Origin of the sequence: Gryllotalpicola daejeonensis (genome assembly GCF_039538145.1) — a bacterium.
In the GTDB taxonomy this organism is placed as follows: domain Bacteria; phylum Actinomycetota; class Actinomycetes; order Actinomycetales; family Microbacteriaceae; genus Gryllotalpicola; species Gryllotalpicola daejeonensis.
The window spans coordinates 538,724-564,955 of record NZ_BAABBV010000001.1; the positions used below are offsets into that span (position 1 = coordinate 538,724).

At 67.4% G+C, this 26,232-nt stretch carries 32 protein-coding genes; 8 read left to right on the plus strand and 24 right to left on the minus strand.

Annotated features, from left to right (window positions below):
- Positions 1 to 82 precede the first annotated feature (82 nt).
- The 4 genes from ABD736_RS02680 (at position 83) to ABD736_RS02695 (ending at position 3,656) form a co-directional block, all read left to right on the plus strand.
- Entirely contained in the window at positions 83 to 994 is a 912-nt protein-coding gene (locus ABD736_RS02680) for an ACP S-malonyltransferase (RefSeq protein ID WP_344790191.1), read from the plus strand.
- A complete protein-coding gene (locus ABD736_RS02685) occupies positions 994 to 1,992 on the plus strand; it encodes a beta-ketoacyl-ACP synthase III (RefSeq protein WP_344790192.1) in 999 nt (332 codons plus the stop codon). The genes ABD736_RS02680 and ABD736_RS02685 overlap by 1 nt, the downstream gene beginning before the upstream one ends.
- A 69-nt stretch (positions 1,993 to 2,061) precedes the next feature.
- Positions 2,062 to 2,310: an acyl carrier protein gene (locus tag ABD736_RS02690; protein WP_022880924.1), complete on the plus strand. Its 249-nt coding sequence runs from the start codon at positions 2,062 to 2,064 to the stop codon at positions 2,308 to 2,310.
- A gap of 104 nt (positions 2,311 to 2,414) precedes the next feature.
- On the plus strand, positions 2,415 to 3,656 hold the full coding sequence (locus tag ABD736_RS02695) for a beta-ketoacyl-[acyl-carrier-protein] synthase family protein (protein WP_344792194.1): 1,242 nt from the start codon (positions 2,415 to 2,417) through the stop codon (positions 3,654 to 3,656).
- Between the two features lie 4 nt (positions 3,657 to 3,660).
- Here the strand turns inward: ABD736_RS02695 and ABD736_RS02700 are convergent, their stop codons facing one another.
- Entirely contained in the window at positions 3,661 to 4,188 is a 528-nt protein-coding gene (locus ABD736_RS02700) for a DUF3145 domain-containing protein (protein ID WP_344790193.1), read from the minus strand.
- Positions 4,189 to 4,353: 165 nt separating this feature from the next.
- Between ABD736_RS02700 and ABD736_RS02705 the strand changes: the two genes are divergently transcribed.
- From ABD736_RS02705 to ABD736_RS02715, 3 genes are read left to right on the plus strand one after another with little or no spacing between them, the layout of a single operon-like run.
- Positions 4,354 to 4,968, plus strand: coding sequence for a PadR family transcriptional regulator (locus ABD736_RS02705; RefSeq protein ID WP_344790194.1), 615 nt, complete (start codon positions 4,354 to 4,356; stop codon positions 4,966 to 4,968).
- A 1-nt stretch (position 4,969) separates the two neighbouring features.
- Positions 4,970 to 5,701 carry an ABC transporter ATP-binding protein gene (locus tag ABD736_RS02710; RefSeq protein WP_344790195.1) on the plus strand — a complete coding sequence of 244 codons (732 nt, stop codon included), beginning with the start codon at positions 4,970 to 4,972 and terminating at the stop codon, positions 5,699 to 5,701.
- Positions 5,702 to 5,745: 44 nt separating this feature from the next.
- Positions 5,746 to 8,517 (plus strand): FtsX-like permease family protein, encoded by a 2,772-nt coding sequence (locus ABD736_RS02715; protein WP_344790196.1) that lies wholly within the window; start codon positions 5,746 to 5,748, stop codon positions 8,515 to 8,517.
- An 8-nt stretch (positions 8,518 to 8,525) separates the two neighbouring features.
- On the opposite strand, the gene ABD736_RS02720 is transcribed toward ABD736_RS02715, so the two are convergent.
- Genes ABD736_RS02720 through ABD736_RS02730 form a run of 3 tightly spaced genes read right to left on the minus strand, consistent with a single transcriptional unit; the run spans position 8,526 to position 11,613 of the window.
- Entirely contained in the window at positions 8,526 to 9,362 is an 837-nt protein-coding gene (locus ABD736_RS02720) for a DUF1684 domain-containing protein (RefSeq protein WP_344790197.1), read from the minus strand.
- Positions 9,363 to 9,391: 29 nt separating this feature from the next.
- On the minus strand, positions 9,392 to 11,071 hold the full coding sequence (locus ABD736_RS02725; protein WP_344790198.1) for a bifunctional 3'-5' exonuclease/DNA polymerase: 1,680 nt from the start codon (positions 11,069 to 11,071) through the stop codon (positions 9,392 to 9,394).
- A 29-nt stretch (positions 11,072 to 11,100) separates the two neighbouring features.
- Positions 11,101 to 11,613, minus strand: a complete 513-nt coding sequence (locus tag ABD736_RS02730) for a P-loop nucleotide/nucleoside kinase family protein (RefSeq protein WP_344792196.1) — start codon at positions 11,611 to 11,613, stop codon at positions 11,101 to 11,103.
- A 26-nt stretch (positions 11,614 to 11,639) separates the two neighbouring features.
- Here ABD736_RS02730 and ABD736_RS02735 point away from each other — a divergent pair, with 26 nt between their 5' ends.
- Positions 11,640 to 12,371 carry an SOS response-associated peptidase gene (locus ABD736_RS02735; protein ID WP_344790199.1) on the plus strand — a complete coding sequence of 244 codons (732 nt, stop codon included), beginning with the start codon at positions 11,640 to 11,642 and terminating at the stop codon, positions 12,369 to 12,371.
- On the opposite strand, the gene ABD736_RS02740 is transcribed toward ABD736_RS02735, so the two are convergent.
- From ABD736_RS02740 to ABD736_RS02830, 20 genes are all read right to left on the minus strand, one after another.
- Positions 12,340 to 13,269: an NAD(P)-binding protein gene (locus ABD736_RS02740; RefSeq protein WP_344790200.1), complete on the minus strand. Its 930-nt coding sequence runs from the start codon at positions 13,267 to 13,269 to the stop codon at positions 12,340 to 12,342. The two genes, ABD736_RS02735 and ABD736_RS02740, sit on opposite strands and share 32 nt — an antisense overlap.
- A gap of 101 nt (positions 13,270 to 13,370) precedes the next feature.
- A complete protein-coding gene (locus tag ABD736_RS02745; protein ID WP_344790201.1) occupies positions 13,371 to 14,510 on the minus strand; it encodes an FUSC family protein in 1,140 nt (379 codons plus the stop codon).
- 4 nt (positions 14,511 to 14,514) lie between these two features.
- Complete coding sequence (locus tag ABD736_RS02750; protein ID WP_344790202.1) at positions 14,515 to 15,183, minus strand: HAD family hydrolase; 669 nt, start codon at positions 15,181 to 15,183, stop codon at positions 14,515 to 14,517.
- Between the two features lie 90 nt (positions 15,184 to 15,273).
- A complete protein-coding gene (locus ABD736_RS02755) occupies positions 15,274 to 15,615 on the minus strand; it encodes a VOC family protein (protein WP_344790203.1) in 342 nt (113 codons plus the stop codon).
- A gap of 554 nt (positions 15,616 to 16,169) precedes the next feature.
- The gene (locus tag ABD736_RS02760) at positions 16,170 to 16,799 is read right to left on the minus strand and encodes a hypothetical protein (protein ID WP_344790204.1); all 630 of its coding nucleotides are present in this window, start codon (positions 16,797 to 16,799) and stop codon (positions 16,170 to 16,172) included.
- On the minus strand, positions 16,799 to 18,172 hold the full coding sequence (locus ABD736_RS02765) for a phage tail protein (protein WP_344790205.1): 1,374 nt from the start codon (positions 18,170 to 18,172) through the stop codon (positions 16,799 to 16,801). The genes ABD736_RS02760 and ABD736_RS02765 overlap by 1 nt, the downstream gene beginning before the upstream one ends.
- A gap of 5 nt (positions 18,173 to 18,177) precedes the next feature.
- A complete protein-coding gene (locus tag ABD736_RS02770) occupies positions 18,178 to 18,312 on the minus strand; it encodes a hypothetical protein (protein ID WP_344790206.1) in 135 nt (44 codons plus the stop codon).
- Positions 18,313 to 18,374: 62 nt separating this feature from the next.
- On the minus strand, positions 18,375 to 18,620 hold the full coding sequence (locus ABD736_RS02775) for a hypothetical protein (protein ID WP_344790207.1): 246 nt from the start codon (positions 18,618 to 18,620) through the stop codon (positions 18,375 to 18,377).
- Between the two features lie 26 nt (positions 18,621 to 18,646).
- On the minus strand, positions 18,647 to 19,051 hold the full coding sequence (locus ABD736_RS02780; RefSeq protein WP_344790208.1) for a hypothetical protein: 405 nt from the start codon (positions 19,049 to 19,051) through the stop codon (positions 18,647 to 18,649).
- Positions 19,048 to 19,839: a hypothetical protein gene (locus tag ABD736_RS02785; protein WP_344790209.1), complete on the minus strand. Its 792-nt coding sequence runs from the start codon at positions 19,837 to 19,839 to the stop codon at positions 19,048 to 19,050. Before ABD736_RS02785 ends, ABD736_RS02780 begins: the two co-directional genes overlap by 4 nt.
- Positions 19,836 to 20,150, minus strand: coding sequence for a hypothetical protein (locus tag ABD736_RS02790; RefSeq protein ID WP_344790210.1), 315 nt, complete (start codon positions 20,148 to 20,150; stop codon positions 19,836 to 19,838). The genes ABD736_RS02785 and ABD736_RS02790 overlap by 4 nt, the downstream gene beginning before the upstream one ends.
- A gap of 2 nt (positions 20,151 to 20,152) precedes the next feature.
- Positions 20,153 to 20,866 carry a phage major capsid protein gene (locus ABD736_RS02795; protein ID WP_344790211.1) on the minus strand — a complete coding sequence of 238 codons (714 nt, stop codon included), beginning with the start codon at positions 20,864 to 20,866 and terminating at the stop codon, positions 20,153 to 20,155.
- Positions 20,867 to 20,968: 102 nt separating this feature from the next.
- On the minus strand, positions 20,969 to 21,772 hold the full coding sequence (locus ABD736_RS02800) for an HK97 family phage prohead protease (RefSeq protein WP_344790212.1): 804 nt from the start codon (positions 21,770 to 21,772) through the stop codon (positions 20,969 to 20,971).
- Complete coding sequence (locus ABD736_RS02805) at positions 21,769 to 22,929, minus strand: phage portal protein (RefSeq protein ID WP_344790213.1); 1,161 nt, start codon at positions 22,927 to 22,929, stop codon at positions 21,769 to 21,771. Before ABD736_RS02805 ends, ABD736_RS02800 begins: the two co-directional genes overlap by 4 nt.
- Before the next feature lie 72 nt (positions 22,930 to 23,001).
- On the minus strand, positions 23,002 to 24,342 hold the full coding sequence (locus ABD736_RS02810) for a terminase large subunit domain-containing protein (protein WP_344790214.1): 1,341 nt from the start codon (positions 24,340 to 24,342) through the stop codon (positions 23,002 to 23,004).
- A 70-nt stretch (positions 24,343 to 24,412) separates the two neighbouring features.
- Entirely contained in the window at positions 24,413 to 24,580 is a 168-nt protein-coding gene (locus ABD736_RS02815; protein ID WP_344790215.1) for a hypothetical protein, read from the minus strand.
- A gap of 173 nt (positions 24,581 to 24,753) precedes the next feature.
- Positions 24,754 to 25,035, minus strand: coding sequence for an HNH endonuclease (locus ABD736_RS16365; RefSeq protein ID WP_425554984.1), 282 nt, complete (start codon positions 25,033 to 25,035; stop codon positions 24,754 to 24,756).
- The gene (locus ABD736_RS02820; RefSeq protein ID WP_344790216.1) at positions 25,032 to 25,277 is read right to left on the minus strand and encodes a hypothetical protein; all 246 of its coding nucleotides are present in this window, start codon (positions 25,275 to 25,277) and stop codon (positions 25,032 to 25,034) included. Before ABD736_RS02820 ends, ABD736_RS16365 begins: the two co-directional genes overlap by 4 nt.
- Positions 25,274 to 25,636, minus strand: a complete 363-nt coding sequence (locus ABD736_RS02825) for a hypothetical protein (RefSeq protein ID WP_344790217.1) — start codon at positions 25,634 to 25,636, stop codon at positions 25,274 to 25,276. Before ABD736_RS02825 ends, ABD736_RS02820 begins: the two co-directional genes overlap by 4 nt.
- A complete protein-coding gene (locus ABD736_RS02830; RefSeq protein ID WP_344790218.1) occupies positions 25,629 to 25,982 on the minus strand; it encodes a hypothetical protein in 354 nt (117 codons plus the stop codon). The genes ABD736_RS02825 and ABD736_RS02830 overlap by 8 nt, the downstream gene beginning before the upstream one ends.
- Between the last annotated feature and the right edge of the window lie 250 nt (positions 25,983 to 26,232).

Here is a 26,232-nt window from a genome sequence, read left to right on the forward strand (position 1 = left end):
AGTAGAGGTTCGCCAAAGCTTTCGGCGTTTCTTGATCGAAGCGGGCCAGCCAGGCATCCCCGGCCTTCGGCAAGATGGAGACGTGATCGTCTTCGTCGCGCCCGGTCAGGGCTCCCAGACCCCCGGTTTCCTCGAGCCCTGGATCGCCGACCCAGCGACCCGCGACCTCGTCGCGAGCTGGTCGGAGTCGATCGATGTCGACCTGATCGCGCATGGCACGGTGAGCGACGCCGACACGATCCGCGACACCGCGATAGCGCAGCCGCTCATCGTCGCAGCCGGCCTGCTCACCGCTCGCGCATTGCGCGCCGCGGGTGTCGAGATCGGCGCGGTCGCGGGCCACTCGGTGGGCGAGATCACCGCGGCGGCCGTCGCGGGCGTGCTGAGCGAAGCGGATGCGCTCGCGTTCGTGCGCGCTCGCGCTCTGGCGATGGCGGATGCCGCAGCCGCAGTGCCGACCGGCATGAGCGCCGTCCTCGGCGGTGACCAGAACGCGGTGGTCGAGCACGTCACCGCCCTCGGCCTGGAGTCCGCCAACTACAACGGCGGCGGCCAGATCGTCGTCGCGGGCGCGCTCGACGCGCTTGCCAAGCTCACCGAAGAGCCGCTGCGCGGCACGCGCGTCGTCCCGCTGCAGGTCGCCGGCGCCTTCCACACGCGGTTCATGCAGCCCGCGCGCGAGGTGCTGCGCGCGAAGGCGGCAGGTTTCACCCCGGCTGATCCGGCGATCACGCTCTGGACCAACAAGGACGGCTCGGTCGTCACCTCGGGCGCCGAGTTCGTCGAGCTGCTGGTCGGCCAGGTCGCGAACCCGGTGCGCTGGGACCTCGACATGGAGGCTTTTGCCGCAGCAGGGGTCACCGGACTGGTCGAGTTCGCGCCGGCCGGCGCGCTCGTCGGCCTCGCCAAGCGCGGCCTGAAGGGCGTGCCCGCCGTCGCCATCAAGACCCCCGATGACCTCGCGGCGGCCGCCGAGCTCGCCGGCACCGCCTGATGCCCGCCCTCGTCCAGTCGACGGGGCCGCAGTTCACGCGCATCCTCGCCCTGGGCGCCGCGCGCGGCGACCTGGTCGTCCCCAACGCGGACGTGGTCGAACCGATCGCCTCGTCCGACGAGTGGATCAGGCAGCGCACCGGCATCGTGACGCGCGTGCGGGCATCCCGCGATGTGCAGGCCGTTGACCTCGCAACGGATGCCGCACGCGAGGCGATCGCGAAGAGCGGCGTGCCCGCATCGAAGCTCGGCGCCGTGCTCGTGGCCACCATCAGCAACCCCGTGCAGACGCCCTCCATGGCGGCGGTCCTCGCCGACCGCGTCGGCGCCGCGCCCGCCGCGGCCTATGACCTCAGCGCCGCGTGCGCGGGCTACGCCTACGGCATCGCGCAGGCCGATGCACTGATCCGCGCGGGGGCCGCTGAGTACGTGCTCGTCGTCGGCGCCGAGAAGCTCAGCGACATCATCGAGCCGACCGACCGCTCGATCTCGTTCCTGCTCGCCGACGGGGCCGGGGCCGCCGTAGTGGGCCCGAGCGACGCGCCCGGCATCTCGGCGACGGTGTGGGGCTCCGACGGCTCGCGTGCCGACGCGGTCGGCATGAGCAACACCCTGCTCGAGTTCCGCGACGGCACCGCCGGCTGGCCGCACATCCGACAGGAGGGCCCGAGCGTCTTCCGCTGGGCCGTGTGGGAGATGGCGAAGGTGGCGCGCCGCGCCCTTGAGGTCGCCGGAGTCGAGGCATCCGACCTCGCCGCGTTCATCCCCCACCAGGCGAACATGCGCATCATCGACGAATTCGCCAGCCAGCTGCAGCTTCCCGAGCACGTGGTGATCGCGCGCGACGTCGCCGACACCGGAAACACGAGCGCGGCGAGCATTCCGCTCGCGACCCACCGCCTGCTCGCAGAGCACCCCGAGCTGTCGGGTGGCCTTGCGCTGCAGATCGGCTTCGGCGCCGGCCTCGCCTACGCGGCGCAGGTCGTCGCGCTGCCCTGACCTACCGACCACGGAATAGACCGTTCACTAAGCTTGAAGCGGTCACACGACACATCAAGGAGAACCCAAATGGCACTGTCCACCGAAGAAGTCCTCGCCGGCCTGGCCGAGCTGATCAACGACGAGACCGGCATCGCCACCGACTCCGTTCAGCTGGACAAGTCCTTCACCGACGACCTCGACATCGACTCGATCTCGATGATGACCATCGTTGTCAACGCCGAGGACAAGTTCGACGTCAAGATCCCGGACGACGAGGTGAAGAACCTCAAGACCGTGGGCGACGCCGTCGACTACATCGTCAAGGCCCAGGCCTGAGACTTCTGACGACGTACGCGGTCGGCGTCTGACAGACGTCAGAGCCGACCGCGTCACTGTTCGCGCTCGTCGCACGTCACGTGGCTCAAATCGCAGTAAGGAACATCGTGGGACCGAAGAAGATCGTCGTCACCGGAATCGGCGCGACCACGCCGCTCGGCGGCACCGCACAGGACACCTGGAAGGCTCTGCTCAACGGGGAATCCGGTGCGCGCAGCTTCGAGCATGACTGGGTCGCCCAGTACGAGATTCCTGTCACTTTCGCCGCGGAGGCGCGCGTGCGCCCGGCCGAGGTCATGGAGCGCGTCGAGCTCAAGCGCCTGGACCCCGCGGCGCAGTTCGCGCTGATCGCTGCGCGTGAAGCCTGGGCGGATGCCGCGATCGAAGACTTCGAGCCCGACCGCCTGCTGGTGGACTGGGCGACCGGGATCGGCGGCGTGTGGACGCTGCTCGACGCCTGGGACACCCTGCGGGAGCGCGGCCCGCGCCGCGTTCTGCCGATGACCGTGCCGATGATCATGCCGAACAGCCCGGCGGCCGCGGTCTCGATGAACCTGAACGCGCGCGCAGGTGCCCGCACGGTCGTCTCGGCCTGCGCCTCGAGCACCGAGTCGCTCGCCAACGCCTACGACCACCTGCAGCAGGGTCTCGCCGACATCGTCATCACGGGTGGCTCCGAGTCCTGCATCCACCCCATCACCGTCGCGGCCTTCGCGAGCATGCAGGCTCTCTCGAAGCGCAACGACGACCCGGCGCGCGCCTCGCGCCCCTACGACAAAGACCGTGACGGCTTCGTCATGGGCGAGGGGGCAGCAGCCCTCGTGCTCGAGACCGAGGAGCACGCCAAGGCTCGCGGCGCCAAGATCTACGCAGAGGTCGCCGGCGGCGGCATCACGAGCGACTCGTACCACATCACCGCCCCCGACCCCGAGGGCCTCGGCGCCACCCGCGCCACGAAGCTCGCCCTCGAGCAGGCCGGGCTCGCGGCATCCGACATCGTCCACGTGAACGCCCACGCCACTTCGACCGGTGTCGGCGACATCGCCGAGTACAAGGCGCTGCGCGCGATCTTCGGCGACCACCTCGACCAGGTCGCCGTCACGGCGACGAAGGCGTCGACCGGCCACCTGCTCGGCGGCACGGGTGCGCTCGAGGCGGTGTTCACGGTGCTCGCCCTGCATGAGCGCACGGCACCGCCCACCATCAACCTCGAGAACCAGGATCCCGAGATCGACCTCGACGTCGTCACCTCGCCGCGTCAGCTGCCCGACGGCGATCTGGCCGCAGTCAGCAACTCGTTCGGCTTCGGCGGTCACAACGCCGTGGTGGCGTTCAAGACGGTGTAGCGCGTCAGCCCGCGAACGAGTGCAGCCAGATCACCGGGTTGTCGTCGCTCGCGTGGCGGAACGCTTCGAGCTCGTCGTCCCACGCCTGGCCGAGCGCCGCGTGCAGCTCGCGGTGCAGCGCAAGAACGTCGCTGCCCGCGAGCTCCATCGCGTAGCGCATTCGGTCCTCAGGAATGACGATGTTGCCGGCCGTGTCGGTCTGCGCGTAGTGGATGCCGAGCGACGGCGTGTGCAGATAGCGGGCGCCGTCGCTCGAGGCGGTCGGGTCCTGGGTGATCTCGTAGCGCACTTCGTCCCACCCGCGGAACGCGCTCGCGAGGGCGGCGGCGGTACCGGTGTCGCCCTCCCAGTAGAACTCGGCGCGCATGCTGCCGCGCTGCACCGGCTGCGGGGCCCAGTCGAAGTTCACGGCACGACCGAGGACGCGCCCTGCCGCCCATTCGAGATGCGGGCAGAGCGCACGAGGTGAGGAGTGCACGAAGAGCACCCCTCGGGCCTTGGCGACGCCTGGCTGTGCAGTTGTGGCCGTCATCTCGTCCTCCGTTCGTTCCGGTGCGGCTTCCCCTCCGACCGATGAACGGCGTCGAAAACGACATGGGCATTGTGACATAGCACGAGAGCGAATTCCAAGCGCGTAATTCGACTCTCGCGCGTGTCGTCATTGCGGGTATGCAATTACTCGGTATATACATACCGCATGTCAGTTCGTCAGAGCCTGCTCGCCATCCTCGACCAGGGCCCCTGCTACGGGTATCAGCTGCGCGCCGAGTTCGACCGCCGCACCGGCGGAACCTGGCCGCTCAATGTCGGCCAGATCTATCAGACGCTCGAGCGCCTCGAGCGCGACGGGCTGGTTGCGAAGGGTGACAGCGACCGGGAGGGTCGCGCCTATTACGAGATCACGGATGCCGGCCGCGAGGCCGTCTCGTCATGGCTGTCCTCCCCCGTCGAGCGCCAGACGGCGGCCCGCGACGAGCTGGCGATCAAGCTCGCCGTCGCCGCGACACTTCCCGGCGTCGACGTGACAGAGGTGATCCAGGTGCAGCGCACCGCGACGCTCGCGCTGCTGCGTGACCTGACGCGCACTAAGGACGCGATCGACGAACCGGGCTCCGCCGAGGACCTCGCGTATCTCCTGCTCATCGACGCGCAGATCTTCCAGATCGACGGCGAGCTGCGCTGGCTCGATCACGCTGAGGGGCGCCTCGCACGCGCGGTCGCCGCCGGCGTCACTGGCGAGCTGCCGCTGAGTACGGAGGTGCCGAAGCGCGGCCGGCCGGCGCGGGTGCACTCCGCCGCGAAGGAGGCCTGAGGTGACCACTCCCCTGCTTCGGCTCGACGGCATCGCCATGCAATACGGCAAGGGCGAGGCATCCGTCACCGCGCTCTCTGGCATCGACCTCGAGGTGAACGCGGGCGAACTCGTGGCAGTCATGGGCGCGTCGGGTTCGGGGAAGTCGACGCTGCTCACGATCGCGGGCGGCCTGACCGTGCCCACGGCGGGCGAGGTCACTGTCGGCGGCATCTATCTGTCGACGCTGTCGGCCAAGAGACTCGCGCAGCTGCGGCGGCGAACTCTCGGCTTCGTCTTCCAGGACTTCAACCTGGTGCCGTCGCTCACCGCCCTCGAGAACGTGACCTTGCCGCTCGAGCTGGACGGCTGGCGCGGCAACAAGGCGCGCTCCGCCGGGCATGACGCGTTGCGCTCAGTCGAGCTGGATGACCGGGCGGGGGCCTACCCCGACGACCTCTCGGGCGGTCAGCAGCAGCGCGTGGCGATCGCGCGGGCGATCGTCGGCCAGCGCCGCCTGATTCTGGCAGACGAGCCGACTGGGGCGCTCGATTCGACGACGGGTGAGCTGGTGATGCGGATGCTTCGCCGGCGCATCGACGCCGGCGCAGGTGGCATCCTCGTCACTCACGATTCGCGCCACGCGGCCTGGGCCGACCGCATCGTGTTCCTGCGCGACGGCCGCATCGTCGACGGCACGCGGCGTGAGGCACCCGAACAGCTGCTCGCCGGCGCGGGCGGGCGGCACGTGTGAGCGCGCTGGCCCTGGCGTGGCGCCTTGCACGACGCGGAACCGCCTTGAGCCGCCCGCAGGCCGCGCTGATCATCGCGCTGATCGCGGTCCCGATCATCGGCTACGCCGGTGCAGTGCTCATCGTGGACTCACGCAACGCGACGACAGCCGAGAGCATGGATGCGCTCATGGGTCACGCACAGAGCCGGATCCAGCTCGTGAACGCGCCCGACAGCTCGCTGCGTCAGAAACCACCCGGATCGGATCAGTGGGAGATCTCCTACGACAGCCAGGGCAACCCTCTGCATACGACCGGTGACCCTGGCGACGTCCCACTCGCGAGCGTGCTGCCGAGTGGCACACGCGTGCTGCGGCTCGCCGACACCACGGTCGAGGCCGATTCGCGCACGGGCGTCGCCGACGTGGCCGCAACGGTCGGCCCGGTGTGGGACCAGACCTTCCGCGGCCGGTTCTCGGTGGTATCGGGCCGGGCGCCGCAGAACGGCCAGGAGGCGATGGTCACCGCGGCAGCACTCGGCCGCCTGGGCGTGCAGGTCGGTGATGCCGTGCACCTGCGCACGCCCATCAGCGGAGACTTCACCATCACCGGCGTCGTGGACGACACGCGAGTGACGCGAGCGACCCCAGAGGTCTTCCTTGATGACGGTGCCCTTGACGGAACCACTGCCCAACCCGCGGCGCAGTCCTACTCCTACTATTTGCCGGCGCTCGATGTGAACGCGACGCAGGCGAAGGCTCTCAACCACGCGGGCTACATCGTCGTCTCGCGCGCACTCGTCGCGCGCTACGGGCTGCACGGTTGGCACAACGTCCAGTCGAGCGACGGGAGCCTGTGGCTTGCGCTGAGTCTCGCCCTGGTCTTCGGTGCATTCGAGGTGATTCTGCTCGCCGGCTCCGCCTTCTTCATCGGCGCAAAGCAGCGGCAGCGCGTGCTGGCGATCATTGCGAGCTCCGGCGGTTCCCGCGGCGTGCTGATCGGGGTCGTCACCCTCACGGGTGCGCTACTGGGCGCTGTCGGCGGCGTGGTCGGCTCGGTGATCGGCGTCGGTGCAGGCTCGGTCTTCCTGCGGCTCACGGCAGACGGCAGCGCCGCACACTACCCGGGCTACCACTTCGTCTGGTGGGCGTACGCGCTCATGGTGCTGGCGGCGACCGTGATCGGAACCTGTGCCGCGGTCGTACCCGCGGTCCTCGTCTCACGTCTCGATGTGGTGGGCGCTCTGCGCGGCGCAACCCGACCAGCGCGGTCACACGCACGACGGCCGATCATGGGAACGATCGTGACGCTGGTGGGCGCCATCGTCGCTCTGGCGTCGGGCATCCTCGCTGCTGGCGTTGCTTCCGGCTGGTTCACTACTCCCGGCGGGCACGGGTTCATCGAACAGCACGCGGCGCGCATCGTCTCACTGCTGTACTTCGGCATCACGGGCGGCGTGATCGTGACACAGCTCGGCCTGATTCTGATGTCGAGCCTCGTCCTCGCCGGCGTCGGAGCGGCACTGCGCCGCCTCGGCGTGGCATCCCGCCTCGCCAGCCGTGACCTCGCGCGCAACCGCTCACGCGCGGTGCCTGCGATCGCCTCGATCATGACCACGAGCTTCCTGGCCGTGTTCTTCATGGGCCTGATCGCGTCGGAGGATGCAGCCAGCAGTGCACGCTACTCCTGGGACATCAGTGATCAGCAGGTGGCAGCGTATGTGAGCACGGACGCCCCCGAAGGCGAGACTCTCGCCGCACATCGCGCCGAGCTCACCGCTGCACTGACACGCACTCTGCCGATCACGAAGCCGGTGTTGATCTCAGGCGCCCAGCTGCCGACGCGCGACATCGACGCCGCGGACCACTCGCTCTATCCGGTGCCGATCGCGCCAAAGGCCAACAGATGCCCGAAGACCATGCAGGGCTATCTCGAAGACAGCGCCAGCGACAAGGATTGGCGCTGCAGCGACCTCGTCGCGGACTACGGACTGTCGAGCGATGCCGCTCCGCTGCTCGTCGTCGGCGGCGTGACCGCCCTGACTCAGATTCTCGGTCACGCGCCCAGCGCGGCTGCGGCTGCCGAGCTGAAATCCGGAGGCGCTGTCTCCCTCCACCGTTCCTACGTCGCCGACGGCCGCCTGAACATCGGGTGGTTCACCGCGCAGCAGACCCAGGATCTCCGCAAGGTCGACACACTCGCGTCACCGCAGAAGTCGGCCGCGCTTCCGGCGGTCTACGAGCCGACGCCGCATCCGCTTTCGTTCGGCGTCGTGGTATCCCCTGACGCAGCGCGACGTCTCGGCATCGACGCGACGCCGCGGGTGCTGCTCGCCTCGCTCAAACGACCGCCGACGGAGGGCGAGCAAGACGCGCTGCGAGCCGCGATGAACGTCATCAACGCAGGCGCGCACAATGCCTTCGGCGCTGGCGTGCAGACGGGGCCGACGCCCACGTCGCCCGTCTTCTCCTGGGGCGCCCTCGCGGCGAGCTCGCTGATCGCCCTCGCGGCGGCGGTTGTCGCGCTCAGCTTGGCGCGCCAGGACGGCGCTCGCGACGCGGCGGTCTTCGATGCCGTCGGAGCCTCGCCGCACATGCGCCGTTCGGTCGCGTTCTGGCAGGCACTGATCATCGTGGGCACTGGGGCGATTCTTGGCGCTCTGACGGCAACCCTCACGGTCTTCAGCGCGTTCGGGCTCGCCCCCGGTCAGGTGTTCGCGATGCCGTGGGCGCAGGTCGTGTTCGGAACCTTCGGCCTCACGATCGCGATCGCCCTTGGCGCGTGGCTCGTGGCCGGACACCGCCAGACCGAGAGCGCCGGGCGGGCGGCGATCGCCTAGGGCCCAGCTCAGAACGCGTGCAGCAGCTCGCCGGCCTTGTTGAGCGCGTTCTTCTCGCCGGCGCGGATCGGCACGCCGAATCGGTTCTGCTTCGGCGGCAGCGGGCAGTTGAACTGATAGCTGAACGCGCATGGCGGCAGCACCGCGAGGTTGAAGTCGAGCGTGATGGTGCCGTCGGGGTTCGGCGCGACGAAGAGGAAACGCCCGACCGAGTACGTCTCGTCGCCGTTGGTCGAGTCTGCGAAGACGAGCTGCAGCGCACGACCCGACTTGAACGCGGCGAGGTTGTAGGCGACGCCGTCCTTCTCGAAGGTGATCTCACCGGGGATGGCGGTGTCGCGCTCCTCACCCTCGTCTTTGATGTGCTCGAAGCCGACCGAGAGTCCCTCGACGGGCGTGAACTTGGCGGTGATGACCCACTCGGGGTTGTAGTCGTAGGTGTCGATGCCCCCGAAGTTCTCGAGGTCCTCAGACTTGGCGTCCCACACGCGCAGCGCGTATTCGGTGCCGGCCTCGTTCACGATGACGGTGCCCGTCGTGTGGTCGTCGAAGACGATGGAGCTCGGCTTCTCACCGTCTTTCGCCGAGATGATGACCTCGCCGTCGACCGGCTCGCCGTCGACCAGGATGCCATCGGCGGCGGTCGCGACCAGACGAAGACCCTTCTCACCCGCGGGCAGCGGATAGTACGTGCCCGGCACTCCGTACACCGTCTGCGCCGCCTCAGGGTCGCCCGTGATCCACTGCGTGTTGACGAGCGCGAGGCTGCCCTGCGGCTGTTTCACCGACTCCTCGCGGCGGCTGCGGAAGGTGGCCAGGCGCTCTGCGGGAGTGATGTCAGTCATGGGCTCGATCCTAGGTTGAGGGGTGTCGATCACTTGGCATCTGCGTACGTGTCGACCGTCGCGACCTGCAACGGGAAGTCGACCGGGAATGTTCCGAACAGCAGCCGCCCCGCCTGCGCGGCGGCCTCGCGCACGAGCCGCTCGACCTGCGGCGCGAGGTGCTCGGGCGTGTGCACCATGATCTCGTCGTGCAGGAAGAACACGAGGTGCGGGCCGTTCTCGAGGCTGCCGTCGCCCAGCTCCGCGAGTCGCAGGCGCAGCTCGGCCATCCAGCACAGCGCCCATTCCGCAGCGGATGCCTGCACGACGAAGTTCCGCGTGAACCGACCCCAGTCGCGTGCCTGCGACCGCGCACGGCGCTCGTCGGCCGCCGATGCGCCGGGCTGACTCGCGCGCTCTTGCACCTCGCGCCACGACCCGCCGGGCCGCGGTGACGTGCGGCCGAGGCGGCTCATGACCTGGTCACTGCGCTCACCCTGCTGTGCAGCGGCGTCGACGAGCGCGATCGCCTTCGGAAACGCACGCCCTAGCCGCGGCTTGAGCCGTGCCGAATCGCCAGTGGTCGCGCCGTACATCGCGCCGAGCATCGCGACCTTCGCCTCGTGGCGGCTCGCGACGACGCCCGCTGCCACGACCGAGTCGTACAGGTCACGGCCGCGCCCGGCATCCGCCATCGCCTGATCGCCGGCCAGCCCCGTGAGCACGCGCGGTTCCAGCTGAGCCGCATCGGCGACGACGAGCTTCCACCCGGGGTCGGCGACGACCGCGCGCCGGATGTTCTTCGGCAATTGCAGCGCTCCCCCGCCGCTCGTGGCCCAGCGCCCCGTGACGACGCCGCCGACCACGTAGTCGGGCCGGAACCGGCCGTCGTGCACCCACGTCTCGAGCCAGGCCCAGCCGTTCGCGGTGAACAGCCGGTAGAGGTTCTTGTATTCGAGCAGGGGCGCGATCACGGGATGCTCGACATCGCGCAGCTCCCACTTCCGCGTGGAGCTCACGTCGAGCCCGGCGCGCCGCAGCGCGGCCAGCAGCTCCTGCTGCGAGTCGGGATTGAGCCCGGGCGCATTCAGCATCTCGCGGATCTGTGCAGCGAGCGCCTCGAGCCGCGCCGGGTGCCGGCCGTCGGGCGCACGCGGGCCGAGCGCCTCGGTCAGTACACGGTCGTGCACCTCGGCGCGCCACGGCATTCCGGCGAAGCGGATCTCTTCCGCAACCAGCGCCCCCGCCGACTCGGCCGCGACCAGCAAGCGCAACGCGCCGGGACGGCTCGCCCCTTTCACCGCCGCCTGCTGCGCCTCGAACTCGCGCACCGGGTCGAGCGGCACCGACGGCGCGGGCTCGTCGACGTCGAAGAGCGCCGGCGCACCGGATTCCATTGCCGGCGCCGCCACGAGCCGCGCGATGTCGTCCCACACGCCGGCCGGCTCACGCGCCAGATCTGAATCGGCGGTGAGTAGCGAGGCGCGCAGAATCCGATGCGCGAGCGCGAGATCGACGCAGCGCTGCACCCGCACGCCCGCGGCGAGCAGCGCCGGGTACCACCGCGAGGTGCTCGACCACACCCAGCGCGGATGCTCGCCTTCCCGGGCGCGCACGAATTCGATGAGATCGGATGCCCCAAGCTCAGCGGTCTCGACCGGCTCGGCCGCCGCGTCGAGCACCGTCGCCGTGACGCCCCCGTCGGGGCGCCGGTCGAGGACGATGTGCACGCTCCTATTGTCGAACACACCACCGACATTCAGTGCTGCGTGAGCTGCTCCAGAACAAGTGTCGCGAGCGCGGCCGGGTTGCCGTTCGCCGTATCGACCCTGATGCGCTCGTCTTCCCAGCGCTTCAACGCCTCGCGGCGCGGCAGCAGTGACTCCCAGGTCGGCTCGGGCAGCGCGGCGTACGGGCGCGAGCGATGCTCGAGCCTCTGCCGGTGCAGCTCGACATCACTGCAGGTCACCTCGACGAAGGCGAGCGGAACCTCGGTTCGGGCGGCGAGCTGATACCACTGCCCGCGCGCGTACGGGTGGTCGTTGACGGCGTCCACGATGACATGCGCGCCGAGACGCAGATTCGCCTCTGCCAGCGCCTCTGCGCCGAGATACGCGGCGAGCCCGACCTCATAGCTGTTCGGCAGAGAGGCGCGCAGCATCGCGTCCTCCAGCTCGTCGACGGCGAGGTGGACGGCAGGAAGACGCCGCGCGAGCTCCGAAGCGACCGCGCTCTTGCCGCTTCCCGGAAGACCTGCGAGGGCGATCAGCATGTCGGCCACGGTAGCAAGATGTAGGCATGTGCGGTCGCTTCGCCCTCGATGACAAGGTCAACGCGCTCATCACCGATTTCGTGATGTCGGGCGGCGAGCTCGAGGACTACATCCCGGCGAGCTGGGTGCCGTCGTGGAACATCAGCCCGACCGATCAGATCGGTGTGATCCTCGAGTCGAAGAAGGGCGATGCCGCTGTGCAGAGGCGCTTCGAGACCGCGCACTGGAGCCTGATCCCGTCCTGGTCGAAGACCAAGAAGCTGAAGTTCCCGACCTTCAACGCGCGAGCCGAAGAGGCTGCGACGAAGGCGATGTTCAAGGCATCCGTCGTCTCAAAGCGCGCGATCATCCCCGCAAACGGCTACTTCGAGTGGCAGACCGTCGGGAAGACGAAGACGCCCTACTTCATCCACCCCGAGGGCGAGGAACTGATGGGGCTGGCGGGCCTGTATTCGTGGTGGGCCGACCCCGCATTCGACCGCGACGATCCCGCGCGCTGGGTGCTGTCGGCGACGATCCTCACCGCCGACACGATCCAGACGCTCGCCGACATCCACGATCGCAATCCCGTGATGCTGCCGCGCGAGCTCTGGGCGCACTGGATCGACCCGACGGTGGTCGGCGATCAGAGGCTGCTCGACGAGATGATCGAGGTGTCGAAGGGCGTGGCGAGCACGCTGGTGTTCGACAGGGTCGGCCCGGTGAAGGGCAATGGCCCCGAGCTGATCAGGCCGCTGACTCGGTTTCAGGCTGACTAGCTCCCACCCAGTACGCCGCCTCTGCCGTTCCGGCGATCGCGGCCTCGACGGCCTCTCCGCCCTGGCGGTAGGCACCGCCGAGATCGGATGCCTCCGGCCGCCAGCCGCCGAGAAGACCGCGGCTGAAGAATCCGCGAGCCGTCAGCCGTGCGTCGATGGTGCGCAGCAGCTCGTCGCGGTCGTCGCTCGGCTCGGGGCAGGCCGGCGAGAACTCGCGCGTCCACGTCGTGACGGCGGGCGTTGGGGCCGCGCCGTACGCCTCAAGCGCGCCGAGCACCGAGCTGACCGCGCGGGCGGTGTCGATGTCGTCGCGGCCGGGGAAGCGCAGCTCGGCGAGCACGCTCCAGTGGCCCGCCGGCGCGAGCTCCGAGCTGTCCACGAGGCGCGCCCATGGCGCGTGCTCCGCATCGAGGGCGGATGCCAGCCCGGCCGGGACCCTGCCACGGAACCCGGCTCCGACGGCGAGTACCCGATGCGCGCGCAGCCCGGTGCCCAGATCGCGCGCACCGGCCCAGCTGAGAGCCGTGGGCAGCGGCGCGCTCGAGACGCAGAAGCGGTAGCTGATGGCGCGTCCATCCGCGAAGATCGCGGTGCGCCGGGCGAGGTCGACGTGAGCGACCCGCATGCCCAGCCGCAGCCGGTCGACGTCGACGAGCCGATCGGCGATCGCGTGCCACTGGGCACCACTCGCGCCGGCGACACTCCAGGTGAAGCCACGATCATCGGTGTGAGCGGCGGCCGCGCCGCCGATTCGATCGGCTGAGTCGACGACCAGGTAGTCGATGCCGCGCTGTTCCAGCCGGGCGGCAGCGCCCAGACCGGTCGGTCCAGCTCCGATGACCAGGAATTCGACACTGTCGGGGTGCGCACCGGGGCTGTGCGCAGCGGGCTGCGTCATATTCGTCCTCGAAAAACAGGGCCGTCGGGTTGGCCCCCTTTAGGAGGACACACTATAGGTAGTTCGCTTTCGGAATGTGAACACCGCGTTGCGTTTCGCGGCTAGGCATCGCGGGGGGATGCCGCAACGAGCACGTTGCGCAGTGCGACAACCGCTGCGGTGCTCATCGGCACCTCCGACGGGTGCGCCTCGCCCTCTTTGTCGAGCTCGCGCTGCAGGTTTTCGATCGCGGTCTTTGCCTCGCGACGCGCTGCGGCGTGGTCTTCCTCGTTCCGCGGTTCGGTGCGCAGTGCATCGGCGACCCGGCGCGCCGCTTCGGCGAAAGCCGGGATGAGTTCGGCGTCGACACCGCCGAACGGCTCGGTCACCGGCGAGGCGTGACCCAGGATGTCGGTGAGGTCGGTGACCGCGAAGGTCGCCCGCTCGAACGCGCGCAGCTGCTCGTAGTAGGTGTCGACCGCGGTGCTGACATCGCCGCGGAGCGCGCGCGGGTTGCCTCGCCGGCTCTCGTCCGCCCGTCGCACCGAGCGCCGCACCGCACTGGCATCCCCCTGCAGGCGATCAAGCCGCGCCGCCCAGGACTGGCCGTCGACGTCGTCGTCCTCGAGCGCCTGAGCAAGGCTTTCGAGGTGATCGGCCAGGCGATCGCGCAGCGCCCGGAGGTTGTGCGCAGCTTCGCTGACCGCGAGCGGCGGCAGGATCAGCATGTTCACCGCGACCCCGACCGCGGCGCCCAGCAGCGTCTGCACGAGGTAGCCCACCGAGTAATCGGCGGGGTCCGACCCGCCGATGAGCAGCACGAAGATCGCGGCGGAAGCCACCCACGTGTTCCCCTCGCCCACGAACTGGAAGCCCGCAGCGAGCACGGCGATCGCGACGGCGATCGGCACGGTGATGATGTGCGGGCCGCCGATGAGGACGACGAGCAGCGCGAGCCCGATGCCGACGGCGAGCCCGATGACGGTGCGGATACCCTCACGGATGCCGCCGAGCACGGTCGGCCCGGTGGCGATGACGGCACCGAGCGGCGCGTAATAGGGATAGTGGGATGCCGCGCCCGGCACAACCTGGGCCACGAGCCACGCCAGGCCGGCGGCGATCGCCGCCTTGAGTGCGAGCAGCAGCCGTGCCTGGGCGCCCGCGCGCTTGTCCCAGTGGAACTCGCGCGCCGTCTCGTGCAGAATCCGACGCGCGAACGCTGCCGGGCCGCTGCTCGCAGGCTTCTGCGCGTTCTGCGTCACGCCGTCACCCGTTCGCGCCGAGCAGGCTCCCCAGGTGCTCGAGCACGGCGCGCGCGTCCTCGAAGACGCCCTGCGCGCCGGCTTCGCGCAGCTCCTCAGCGCCGACGCCGCCCGAGAGCACTGCGTACGGCGTCACCCCCGCCCGCCGTGAGGCTTTCATGTCCCAGACGGCGTCGCCGATCATGATCGCCTCTGCGGCGCCGACGCCGGCGCGCTCGAGCGCGATGCCGATGATGTCAGGGTCGGGCTTCGCGGTGTCGACGTCATCAGCCGACGTCGTCGCGTACACGGCGTCGTCGACCGCGAGCAGGCCGGTCAGCAGCGAGAGCTCGTCCTCGGGGGCCGAGGTCGCCAACACGACGCGCACGCCGCGGCGATCGAGCTCGGTGATGAGCTCTCGGGCGCCGTCGAAGACGCGCAGCCGCGAAGCGAGATCCTCATAGAAGCGGGTGTGCAGCGACTTCGCGTGCTCCACCCATTCGTCAGAGCGCTCCCCCACGAGGCTCGACAGCAGGGTCGCGGAATCCTGCCCGATGCCGCGGTGTATGCGCCAGGCATCCACCTGCTCGCCCGTCGCCTGGAACGCGCGATGCCAGGCTGCAACGTGGAGATAGTTCGAGTCCACCAGCGTGCCGTCGATATCGAAAAGGACGGCACGGATGCTTGTGCTCATGCTCGGACTGTTCCCGCTCGCCGCGCCAGGCATGCCTGCGCCGAGCGGGGCGGTGCCGGCCTCTGCACGGGACGCCAATACATGCGGGATTCAGTGGGCGACGTTGATGACGTGCCCGTCGGGGCTTCGGACGAAGAATCGTCGGATGCCCCACGGCTCGCTCGTGAGCGGGTGCACGATCTCGTAGCCGCGCTGCTGCGCCGCTTCGTACACCGCGTCCACGTCGTCGACCTTGATGGTCATGACCGAGTCCTCCGGCGCAGTTGCGTCCCGAGTCACGACCTGGACGCACGCGCCGGAATCCTCAGCAACGAACCGGACAACCCAGCCTTGGTCCATCCCGACTTCTGTCAGCCCGAGGACCCCGAAGAACTCGCGCGCCCGCTCGACGTTGTCCGTATGAAGGTTGGTGATCGCCGCTACTGCTGTCATGCCGGCAGTCTGACCCGACGGGCCGGTCGCGTCGAGATGTCTCACCACGATCGCTGTACTGCGTGGGTTAGCGAGATGTAGGGCGGGCGGGACTTGAACCCGCGACCCAGGGATTATGAGTCCCCTGCTCGTCTTGAGGGGTTTCAGGGGTACGGACGACTGACGGGAAATGCGCTCTGACCTGGAATTGCGGGTGAATATGATGCGCTCGGATTTCAGTCGTTTTCGCTCGGTTGTGTCATGGATGTGTCATGGAACTCAGATGACACGCCAATCGCCGCATCCGTGCTGAGCGCGCCGGGATCTGCTGCGACGTTCCGCTGAACCGGGAATGCCGGGTTTAGATCAACGCAGGCTTGCTTGATGACACAAGCGATTGCCAGCCCACCCGCCGATGACGGTGTGACCGTACCCGTCGCCCCTCACGATGTTCCTCCTGCCGGCGTCCCAACTGACGATGGTGTTGCCGTTCCGCTTGAGCCGAAGCCTGCGCCGAGCACGCCCCAGCCGGGCGTACCGACGAGTGACGGCAAAGAGCATCCGCTCGACGTTGGCTAGAACGAGAAGATGGCGAACGCGCTAATCGACAAATAGTTGTTGTCGTTCTGCCCCGTGTTGTACGCGGCGGCGTAACCGGTAACGGTGATGCTCGTTGCGCCGGAAACGCTCAGGCCAGAGGCCGCGTAAGTGCGTGATCGCTGCTGCTGCGTATCAGTGGACACGAAGACGTTGGCTCCCCCGTCACTAGTGATTCCGAGTGTGGGAATCTCGGCTTTCACCTGCGAATAAGCCGCGACGTTAGCCGACACATTTGAGCAGACCACGGCGTTGACGGTGTAGTTGATGTCCACCCGCTGAGCGCCTGACGGAACGCCGATGGTCACCGATATCGTGTTCCAGTTCAGACTTGATGAGGTTCCCGCGTATGAGAATCCTTGCGTCGAGTTGTTCGCACTCTTCACCAGCGATCCCAGCTTGCTCACCACATCAGCCAACTGTTCCTGCTGCGCCTGAATCCTCTGCAACTGCCCCGCCAGGCGTTTGATCTGCCCGTCCTGCACGGATGCGGTGGACTTGGTTGCGAGCGTTGCCGCCTTGATCTGCGCCGCGTGCTTGTCGAGGTCCGCTTCGACGCTGCGCGCCCACGGTGCGCCCTGCGCTTGGAAATGCTTCGGCCTCACCATCAGTAGCGACCCCGATTCGAGTCGTTCGCGGTGACCTTCTCAACGCCGCCACCGACTGCGCGGGAGTCGAGCGTGATGCCCACGCGATCAGAGATCTCCTGCAGCAGCGCTCGGTCTGTGGGGCTGAGCTGCGCATAGACGTAGGTGAGTCCGCTACTCGTGCTGGTGCGCGGCGAGAAGGCCGGCCTGAGGCTGGCTGAGTAGCCACCGGCGACCGTGCCCGACAGCCCCGCCATCGCGCCGGCGATCGAACCTTGACCACTGTTGAGACCGTTGACGAGTCCCTGCACGGTGTACGCGCCGAGCTGGTGGAACACACGGCTCGGGCTGTGGATGCCCAGAGCCTTCTTCACGGCGGCGACCATCGGCTTGGGGATCTTCGAAACGATCCAGTCCCCGATGCCGCCCGCAAGCGAGAGTACGCCGTTCTTGAGACCGGTGATGATGTTCTTACCGGCGTCGACGAGCCAGGTCGCTGCCCCGGAGAACCAGCCCTTCACGGTATCGCCGATGTTGGTCCAGCTTTTGACTGCGCCGCCCCAAGCGTTTGACAGGGCGCTGAACAGACCGCTGATGACATTCCCGCCCGCGTCTTTCAGCCAGCCGATCGCGCCTGAGAACCAGCCTTTGATGGTGCTGCCGATGATCTCCCAGCCCTTCACTTCGAGTTTCCAGACCCTCGAAATCCCGCCGAACAGACCGCCGATGATGTTCTTGCCCGCGTCAGTGAGCCACGAGCCCGCGCTTGCGAACCAGCCCCCTACGGTCGCAGGGATGCCAGCGAACCACGCCGCGATGCCGTTCCACGCGTCGGTGATTCCCTTGGTCACGGTGTCCCAGATTCCGGTGAACCACGATATGAAGCCTTGCCAGATTGCGGTGCCTGTCGAGGCAATCCAGTTCCAGGTGGTCGCAAGGAAGGCGCTCACCTGTTTCCAGTGGGTGATGAGCAACACGACCGCCGCGATCAGAGCCGCAATGCCGATGACGACGAGCGCAATCGGGTTCGCATCCATCACCGCGTTGAATGCGGCCTGCACGCCTGCGGCCACCTTGGTCGCCGCCGCCTGCACCTTCTGCACGATCGCGAGTTGCTTGATGCCCTCGATCGTGCCGTTGATGAGGTCGCCGGAGTCCGCGAGGAACTGCATGCCGCTGCCGGCGATGGTCAGGCCGTCGCCAAGGCCCTTCAGCGCCGGGTTCGTCGACTGAGCCAGAGTGCCGCCGATGCCGGAAAGCGCCCCAGCGAGCTGAGCGCCCTTCGAGGCGATCGTGTCGGTGGTGTCGCCGACCTTCTCGGACAGGTCCGTCATGCCCTGCTGGGCCGCCTTGGTGTTCGCCAAGACGCTGAGAACAACAGTGCTGTTAGCCACGATTCCTACTTCTTCTTATCGGCCCGCTCGGCCTCGTCTTGCTGCCTGTTGTGCTCGGCGATGATCGCAGCTGTCTCCGCCTGCGTGAGCGCGTAGTAGTCGCTGGGCCGCATATGGAACGTCACGACGAACGAGGCCATGCGCGCGAGCCGATCGTTTCGGCGGCTGCGGAACTCGCGGTCAGCTAGCCAGTGGCCGCCGATTAGCCTTTTGGGTCTTCATCGCTGCCCTCGTCGTCGGAAAGCAGGCTGTTCGTGAACGCCGCGGGCAGGTCGCGCGCCTGTTCGTACGTGAAGCTCGGGTCTTCACGCCGCTGCGCGATCCACGCGAACGCGGCATTCATGCGGCCGACGCTCACGTTCGAGTCGGCGATCTTCGTGAACGGGACTTCGAGCAGATCCTCGATGTCCTCGATCTCGCGGTTCGTGAGGGTGTCCTGAAATGCCATGGGAATTGTCCTTCCGGGTTAGTCGGCTAGCTGCCGAGGCCGTTGTTTTCAACGATCTTCTGAAGGCCGGTCTCGAAGGTTTCGAAGATTCGGCCACGGTCGCGCTCGCGCGCGCCGTTGAGGTGGTCACCGGTGCGGATATGGCGCTGAGGCCAGCCGTACTCGATGATTCCGGCGTAGGGAACGCGGGCAGAGCCGAGCTTCACGACCGCTTTGGTCTTTCCCTTGCCGGCGCGAAGTGTGCGCGCGAGCCTGCCCGAGCGCACCGGAACATGCGCGTCCTGCACGATGATCTGGCCGATCGAGTGCATGAGGTCCGACATGTCGGCCAGGTCAGCGCCCGCGTTGCGCAGAGCCTTCTGCACGTCGCGAAGGCCTTCGATCTTCACCGGGTAGGGCGTGTTAGCACCGATGATCTGAACGTCGCTCATGCGGTCACCACCTCGGGCTCATCCATAAGCGCCAACGTCAACGCGAACGTTCGGTTCGGGTTGTCGGCGTCGCCGCCAGCGGTCGGGTAGGCAGGCAGGTACACCGTGCCGGTGAGGTGCGGGTGGTCCTCGCTCGCTGTCTCGTTGCCGTCAGGTGAGTACCTGAACGGCAGCGCCGTGCCCGCGTTGTCGAACGCGAAGCGCCACAGCGACCCGGCGGCGAACACTTGCGGAGCCTCGATGGCGAATTCGTATTCGCTGCTCGTCTTGGACGAGAGGCCGAGCGAGCCGGTACCGCTCGCGGCTTGGAATGTCAGCGAGTTGAGTGCGGCAGACTCGCCACCAGTCGAGCCGACGCCGTAGCGCACTGCGCCATCGCTGTTACTCAGTTCGATCCACGATCCCGCGTCGCCGGCGGTGGTGCTGATGCTTTGCGCGATGGACAGGGAAACGCCCGTGTAGACGTTGCCGCCGAGCGTGTACGTGCCGCCGTCGACAGATCCAACAACCCATCCGGCACCTGCAAGCGCGCCCATGCCGGTTTCGGTGATGTCATCGAGATCGGCGGACACGAACGCATTGCTGGCGGCGTCACGCGCCAGATATATCGCGTCGAAAGTGAACTTCGTTGTGCCGAACTGGTCGCCGGGCGACACGTACGGGGAACCCGCGTCGATGATCCAGCACGGCGGTTGGAAGTTGTCCGGAACGTACGGCAGGGCGCGCCGACCCGTGGCCGAGGCCAGAAGGTCGGCAACGCCCTGCCGAATGTCGCCCAGTGCGCTCAACGGAACCCCGCCCCCAGATACGGGCGCAGGACCGCACGTGCGGCAATGCGCGGATCACGCGCCTGCCGCACGGCACCGGATGAGCCGGAAAGGTCAGCGAACTGCACAACACCGTTCTTCACGTTCTTGCGGTTGTACAGTTCCGCGGCCATCTCGGTAACCGCCTGATCGAGCACGTCACCGGGAACAGTGCGCGTGCCCACCATCTCCCCCACGAACGTCTGTGCGCGGGTGAGGCAGGTGTCGACGAACGCATCCTCGGAGTCGGGAACCCCGAGGTACGTCGCGAGATCAGAAGCGGTCACAGTCATGGTCAGCTCGCCGAGATGGTGACCGGGACGATGCCCTCAGGCTGGGTCACGACAGGCACTCCGTACCGATAAACCGCGAGCTGCTGCGACAGGTCGAACACGGACGTGTTGGAGAGCTGCACGAGGCCCGACAGGTAGCGGGTGATCGAGGTCGAGGCGGCGAACGCGGCGGTGCCGTCAGTCGCGCCGGTGTCCGCGATGACGGTGACGCCCGACAGATTGCCCGACAGACCGGGCAGGTTCAGCGTGCCGATCGTGTTCGAGCCGGTACCGGTCACGTCCATGAGCGGGCGACCGGTCGTGTCGTTGAAGTTCTTCAGCTTGAGGAACACATCCTTGGAGACGACAAGGGTTCCAAGGGGCAGAGCCACCGACTCGAAGACCTCGGCGGCGTTCACCACGGCGTCAGTCCAGTCGCTGAACGTCGAAGCGCCGAGAGTCGCACCGAGCGCAACATCGGTCGGCGCGGCAGCGACAGCCGACGCGAAGGTGCTGCGCAGAACCGCCTTCTCGCGCGCGGCGGCGGCGAGGGTCAGACCGGTGATCGTGGTGTTGAGGACCGCGACGGATGAACGCTCGGCCTCGCGAATCGTGAGCGCGGCGGCACCCGCATAGGTGAGCACGTTGGCGCTCTTTTTCTGAAAAGTGATCTTGCCCGGGGCCAGCGTGCTGCCCTCGGTGTACGGCTCGACATCAAGCGTGTTCGCGCTGATCACCGCGTACTCAACCGTGTCGCCCTCGGCGGGCAGCGCGGCAGTCGGGAAGATGTCGGCGAGCGCGTTGCTTGAACCGTCATAGATGCGCGACAGGTCGCCCAGTCATGCCGGGTTGTTCACGGTGTCAGCGCTGGTGCCGCCCGTGTATGCCCGCTTGACGGTTTCGGTGTAGGCGGCGCGGGTTGCTTCGTCGCCGGCGACAATCGCCTTGATGATCTCGCCCGCGCTGCGGCGGTCGATGGCCTGCTCGGGCTTGGCGAGGCCTGCGAGCTGCACGCTGAAACGGCGCTCGATGTCCTCTGCGGTCGCGTCCAAGTCGGCGCGGGTGATGGTGTCCTCAGCCATTGCTGAATCCTCCGTATCTGCGCCAGCGGCGCGTTTGGTTGCCGAAACGGCGGTTGCCGCCTCGGGGGTCTGAGAGCGCACGGCGGTGACCTTCGCATCGTCATAAGCCGGGAACGGCACGAGCGAGACTTCGCGTACGCGGATCTGGGTCCGGGTGACAGTCACAGCGCCGGTGTCAGGGTCGGTGGTCACGGTGTCTTCCAGCGGCTCGAAGCCGATCGACATGCGATCGAGCACGCCGTCCTGAAGGAGCGTGTACGCCTCATCGCCTCGCGGGGTCTGCGAGATCGAGCCGGTCACCTGCCAGCCATCCGGCGTGTCAGAGAACGCGGTGATGCGCCCAATCGGGTCGTCATGTCTCCAGAACACGAGCGGCATGTCATCGGAGGCGTTGACGACGGCCCCGGGTGCCACCTGCTCGCTGTACGCGTCGCCCCACCAGTCGCTGATGCTCACTGGCGTGTTGAAAGGGACCGCGATACCCGTGAAGGTGCGCTCACCGGTTCCGCTGTCGTCGGCGGGTGCGATAGCCGCCTCGCGGATAAGTAGTTGGTACGTCATTCGGTCTCTCCATCGCTCGGGGCGGTAGGGGCGGGTACGGCGTCGATGCCGTCAACGGGAGGCAGGTTCTCTGCGGCACGAACCTCGCTGCGGAGCATCCAGCCCGCCGAGATCGCAGACGCGTATGCGGCGTATCGCGTGGTCGTGTCGGCGCGCAGCAGGCCTTCCACGTCGAAGCGCGCCGTGGTGCCGCGCGGCAGAAGCCACGAGAACGCCTCTTCGATCTCGCGGTAGAAGTTGCTGAGGCCGAAGCGCACGAACTGCGACCACATCTGAACCACGTTCGAATAGGTCATTGACCCGCCGGCGGCGGGCGCGTCGATGAGCGCCCCGGGGATGCCGAACAGCCGCGCAACTTCATTGGTGTCGTACTGGCGACCTTCGATCCACTGCGCATCCACAGCGGTCAGGCTCGTGTCATTCCACGTCGCGCCGCCCGTCAGAAGGGCGATGTCGTTGTCGGCCTGCATCGACTCGATCCATGCCGTTTTCGCCTGGTCGATCTGGTCGTCGTCCAGGAACTCATTGACCGACAGATAGCCGCGCTGAGGTGTCGGGCCGTTGAAGCGCGCCGAGGCGAAATCGCGCGCATCGATAGCCCCGCGAAGGCCCCGCTGGTCGGCCTGAATCGGCCCGAGGCCGTACGGGTCGCCGGGAAGGCGCAGAAGAGCCAGGTGGTACACCTGATCGGGCGTGAGCGTCTGGCCGTTCCAGTTGTAGCCGGTGACGGTGCCGTCCTGAGTCCACGTGATCGTGACCATTCGCGGATCGAGCACCTTGACGTTCTGCACGCGCCCGAATGCATCCTTGGTCACCAGCCAATAGGCGTTGCCGTGAAGCGCGAGCCCGGTAGCGGTCTGCTCGATGAACGCGGCGCGCGACTGGCTAATATCCGGCTGACGAATCCACACCGGGGCGTCGATGATGTCGGAGCCGCGCAGAACCTCGATGTCCATCTGCCCGAGCGCGGTCGTGATGATCGACACACACCGGTACGCGGCGGCGAGGCCGAGGGCATCATGCGGGCGGACGGCCTGAATCTGCTGCTTCCAGGTCGGGACCTGCGTCGGTGCGGCATCCTCTGCGTCTGAACGACGCTGAACGGGCGCGCTGTCGGCACCGATGAGGACATCCCCGAGGGAGCGCCAAAACCCCAAACCTGAATCCTTCCTGAGCGGATACTGACAGTTTCCCTCAGGAATGCATGATGTATTCAGGTTCGGCGGCGGCTACCTGATCACGCTCCCGCGCGGCCTCTGCGTCTCGGCAGCCCAGGCAGCTTGCGCGGTGGCGCGGACCGCATCGATTCCGAACCGCGAACCCTTCCGCACGGCGATGCGCCACCCGTCCGTGCCATAGCTCTTGCGGGTCGCCCCGGCGATCTGCATGGCGAGCAGCGCATCGCCGCCATGGCGGATCGCGTCGCGCATGACCTTCGAGTAGAGCCCCGAGTCGGCGGCAAGTACGTCTGCGATGTGAGCCTCGATCACGCGCAGACCGCGCCGTCTCAGTTCTTCCGCCAACGCCTTGCCGTTGCGCGAATCGACCACGAACCCCTCGCACCGGTGGCCTCTGTTGAGCCTGGCGCACGCGTCCGCGATCTCGCGCACGGTCGGCTGCGTGAACCATGCGGCGAGTTCGGTGCGGGTAACGTCGCCGTCTTTGGCCGCTACAGCGACAGTCGCAAAGTCAAGATTCGCGGGCGCTTCCACAGCCGCCCACAGCGGTCCGGCCGGCCACTCGGCGCGGGTCGCCAGTGCCGCCCACTTCGCGCCGGGGAACAGATCGTCGGAAGCCCCCTTCTTCACGAAGCGGTTGAAATGAAACTGAACAATGTGCTCGTCAGGATGCCCGCGCACCATCGACGTGAACGCGACGGGGTCGACAAGCCCCGCATGCAGGATCGGATTGCAGGTGCGCAGCTTCTCCAAGAGCGCCGTATCGTCGGCGGGCACGGTATCGTCTTCCGCCTCGAAGATCCACGCCCCGAGTCTCGTGTCCGGGTCTTCAAACGCCTTCGCGGCCCGCTCATACAGGTGGTTCAGCAGCTCGCTCTTCTGCGTGCCCGCCGTGGTAACGCCGAAGACGATCGCGTTGTCGCGCCCGCCCGTGCCCGAGGTCAGCGCACCCCAGAGGTTCAGCGGCAGAAGGTGGCATTCGTCCACGATGCCGAACGAGATCGCGAGACCCTGAAGGCTCGCATCCTTCGACGGCTTGACGGCGTAAGAGCGTCCGTCGCCGCGAATCCCGCGCGTGCCGGTAGCCTTCAGCATCCGCGACAGTTCGGGCGTGCGATTGACCGCGTTGCGCACGCGGTCATAAATCACGTTTGCCTGCTCGACCGATGAGGCAATGCCGATGACCAGCGCATCCCGCTGCATGAGCAGCGCCATCAGCGACACAGCGGCGGAAAGCTCGCTTTTGCCGTTCTGCCGGGGCACGGACAGGAACGCCGACTGGTACCGCAGCACGCCCGCCTTCGGATGCCCTGCCGGGTACACCTCGAACAGCGCCCGGACGATGTCGCGCTGCCAGCCGGCGAGCACCTTCCCGTACGCGGTGCGCCACACGGAATCGATGACCGGGAACCACCGATCCGCCGCGCTCGGGTAGTCCTCGGACAGTGGCGCGGTGAAGCGCCTAGGCCTGAGCATCGCGCAGCAGAGCTGTGAGTTCCGACTCGGCGGGCGGTTCGTCGGCGGTCACGCGCTTGAGCAGGGAGCGGTACGTCAGCCCATACTGAGCGATGAGCGCGGGCGTGAGGTTGCCGGAGTCGAGTTCGCTCGCCAGGACTTCCAGAGTCGCCACAGCCGGGGCGTCCGCATCTGACAAGCGCCCCTTGGCGGAACGTTTGAATCTATTGACAGCGGTCGTGAACTTACGGGCGGGCATCTGCGTCCTTCAGATATTTGGCGGCTCGGTTTTGCGCAGAAAAAAAAGCGCGGGGGATCGCCAGACCCCTCATCAGAAAAAGCCCCAGGTCACGCAGCATTTATCCACCTCGGATTCGTGCCGCTGACCCGCGCGAACTCGCGGTCTTGCCGTGAAGTGTTGCATTTTGCACACGCGACTCTGAGATTCCAGTCGTCGTCGGTCCCCCCTGCCGCGACCGGCACGATGTGGTCGACCTGGCGCTCACGCTCAGGCAGCGACAGCAGATCCACGCCGCCGCACCAACCGATCTGACACACGTAGCCGTCACGTTCGAGGATGCGCAGACGGGTCTGCTTCCAGGCGTATGAGTGCCGAGTGTCCCCGATCACCAGCCGCCCCCGAAGTCGGTGAACTCGAACTCGCCAGCGAGATCGTGAACCTCACGCGCGTGCCGCATCGCGTCGGAGGCGAGCGAGATGCCGGACAGCGAACCGGCGTGCGGGTGCTGCGTGTCCGGGCACGCCAGGCATAGCCAGTCCGATGACAGTCCGGTGAGCTTCACGACGACCGGGCCGAGCGTCATCGTGGCGCGGTGGCTCGCCTCGGCCGCGAGCTGCGTGGCGGTGGTCACAGCAGGCCCCATTCCAGCAGGCGCAGAGTTTGCCCCGAACCGCGGTCGATCCTGTGCTGCACGAGTACCGCCAGGCGTTCGGCCTGCCGCTGAATACGCGCCTGCTTCGCTTCCTCCCACGCGGCCACAGCGAGACGGTCACGCTCGGCCTGCGCGGCTGAGACCTTCGGTGCGCGGCGCTTCGGCTTGGGCTTCGCGGCGCGTGGTACACGCGGCCTGGGGGCGTGCGTGCGGCGATACCAGTCCATGTTCCGTGCGTTCTTGAACTTGCGCTGGCACTCGACGCAGCGCTTGGAGACGGAAGGACGGTCGGCCATTGCATCCGCTGACCCGCAATCGATGCAAGCCCGTTCAGTCATTGCCGGCCGCCTTCTTACGGGCCCGATATCGCGCCGAAGCTCTAGCTTCGTTGGCGCGCAGGATCTCCACCCTGTGCTCGATGCAGTATTTCCGCAGGCCGAGCGCTTCTCCGTCGCATCCGTCGACCACACACACCTGCGACGGCGGTTCGCGATGCGCCGCGTACCACGCTGCCGTGCGCGCTCGTGCTGCCTCGCGTGCGCCCGGCTTGTCGCGGTAGACAGCCGCACGCGCTCGGTGATCTGCGCGGATTGCCTCTTGCCTGTGCTCGTCGCACCACTTGTATCGATGATTCGGGAGCACGGCTTCGCATCCGTCGATCGCGCACACCTTCACAGTTGCCATATGCCGACTGTATGGCAGTCATTCAGCATGCTCCCAGGTTCTACGGATATGTCGGCAAAACAGGACGTTAGGACGTTAGGACGTTAGGACGCGCATTAGCAGGGGAAGAGAAAAGAGGGGGAATATATATAAACAAACAACAAATTATCTTCCCGTGTAGTCTTCCCCGAGCATCAGGACGGCGTCCTAACGTCCTGCTCGTTACATAATCGTGATATCGGCCCGATGGGTACTCATACGGTTTCTTCGG

Bases quoted from the DNA above. Each gene is read 5' to 3' on its own strand.
- ABD736_RS02685 (WP_344790192.1), top strand. From the start codon at position 994: ATGCCCGCCCTCGTCCAGTCGACGGGGCCGCAGTTCACGCGCATCCTC.
- ABD736_RS02690 (WP_022880924.1), top strand. From the start codon at position 2,062: ATGGCACTGTCCACCGAAGAAGTCCTCGCCGGCCTGGCCGAGCTGATC.
- ABD736_RS02700 (WP_344790193.1), bottom strand. From the start codon at position 4,188: ATGACGGCCACAACTGCACAGCCAGGCGTCGCCAAGGCCCGAGGGGTG.
- ABD736_RS02705 (WP_344790194.1), top strand. From the start codon at position 4,354: ATGTCAGTTCGTCAGAGCCTGCTCGCCATCCTCGACCAGGGCCCCTGC.
- ABD736_RS02720 (WP_344790197.1), bottom strand. From the start codon at position 9,362: ATGACTGACATCACTCCCGCAGAGCGCCTGGCCACCTTCCGCAGCCGC.
- ABD736_RS02730 (WP_344792196.1), bottom strand. From the start codon at position 11,613: ATGCTGATCGCCCTCGCAGGTCTTCCGGGAAGCGGCAAGAGCGCGGTC.
- ABD736_RS02735 (WP_344790199.1), top strand. From the start codon at position 11,640: ATGTGCGGTCGCTTCGCCCTCGATGACAAGGTCAACGCGCTCATCACC.
- ABD736_RS02740 (WP_344790200.1), bottom strand. From the start codon at position 13,269: ATGACGCAGCCCGCTGCGCACAGCCCCGGTGCGCACCCCGACAGTGTC.
- ABD736_RS02750 (WP_344790202.1), bottom strand. From the start codon at position 15,183: ATGAGCACAAGCATCCGTGCCGTCCTTTTCGATATCGACGGCACGCTG.
- ABD736_RS02755 (WP_344790203.1), bottom strand. From the start codon at position 15,615: ATGACAGCAGTAGCGGCGATCACCAACCTTCATACGGACAACGTCGAG.
- ABD736_RS02760 (WP_344790204.1), bottom strand. From the start codon at position 16,799: ATGGTGAGGCCGAAGCATTTCCAAGCGCAGGGCGCACCGTGGGCGCGC.
- ABD736_RS02770 (WP_344790206.1), bottom strand. From the start codon at position 18,312: ATGGCCTCGTTCGTCGTGACGTTCCATATGCGGCCCAGCGACTACTAC.
- ABD736_RS02775 (WP_344790207.1), bottom strand. From the start codon at position 18,620: ATGGCATTTCAGGACACCCTCACGAACCGCGAGATCGAGGACATCGAG.
- ABD736_RS02780 (WP_344790208.1), bottom strand. From the start codon at position 19,051: ATGAGCGACGTTCAGATCATCGGTGCTAACACGCCCTACCCGGTGAAG.
- ABD736_RS02790 (WP_344790210.1), bottom strand. From the start codon at position 20,150: ATGACTGTGACCGCTTCTGATCTCGCGACGTACCTCGGGGTTCCCGAC.
- ABD736_RS02800 (WP_344790212.1), bottom strand. From the start codon at position 21,772: ATGACGTACCAACTACTTATCCGCGAGGCGGCTATCGCACCCGCCGAC.
- ABD736_RS02825 (WP_344790217.1), bottom strand. From the start codon at position 25,636: ATGACTGAACGGGCTTGCATCGATTGCGGGTCAGCGGATGCAATGGCC.
- ABD736_RS02830 (WP_344790218.1), bottom strand. From the start codon at position 25,982: ATGGCAACTGTGAAGGTGTGCGCGATCGACGGATGCGAAGCCGTGCTC.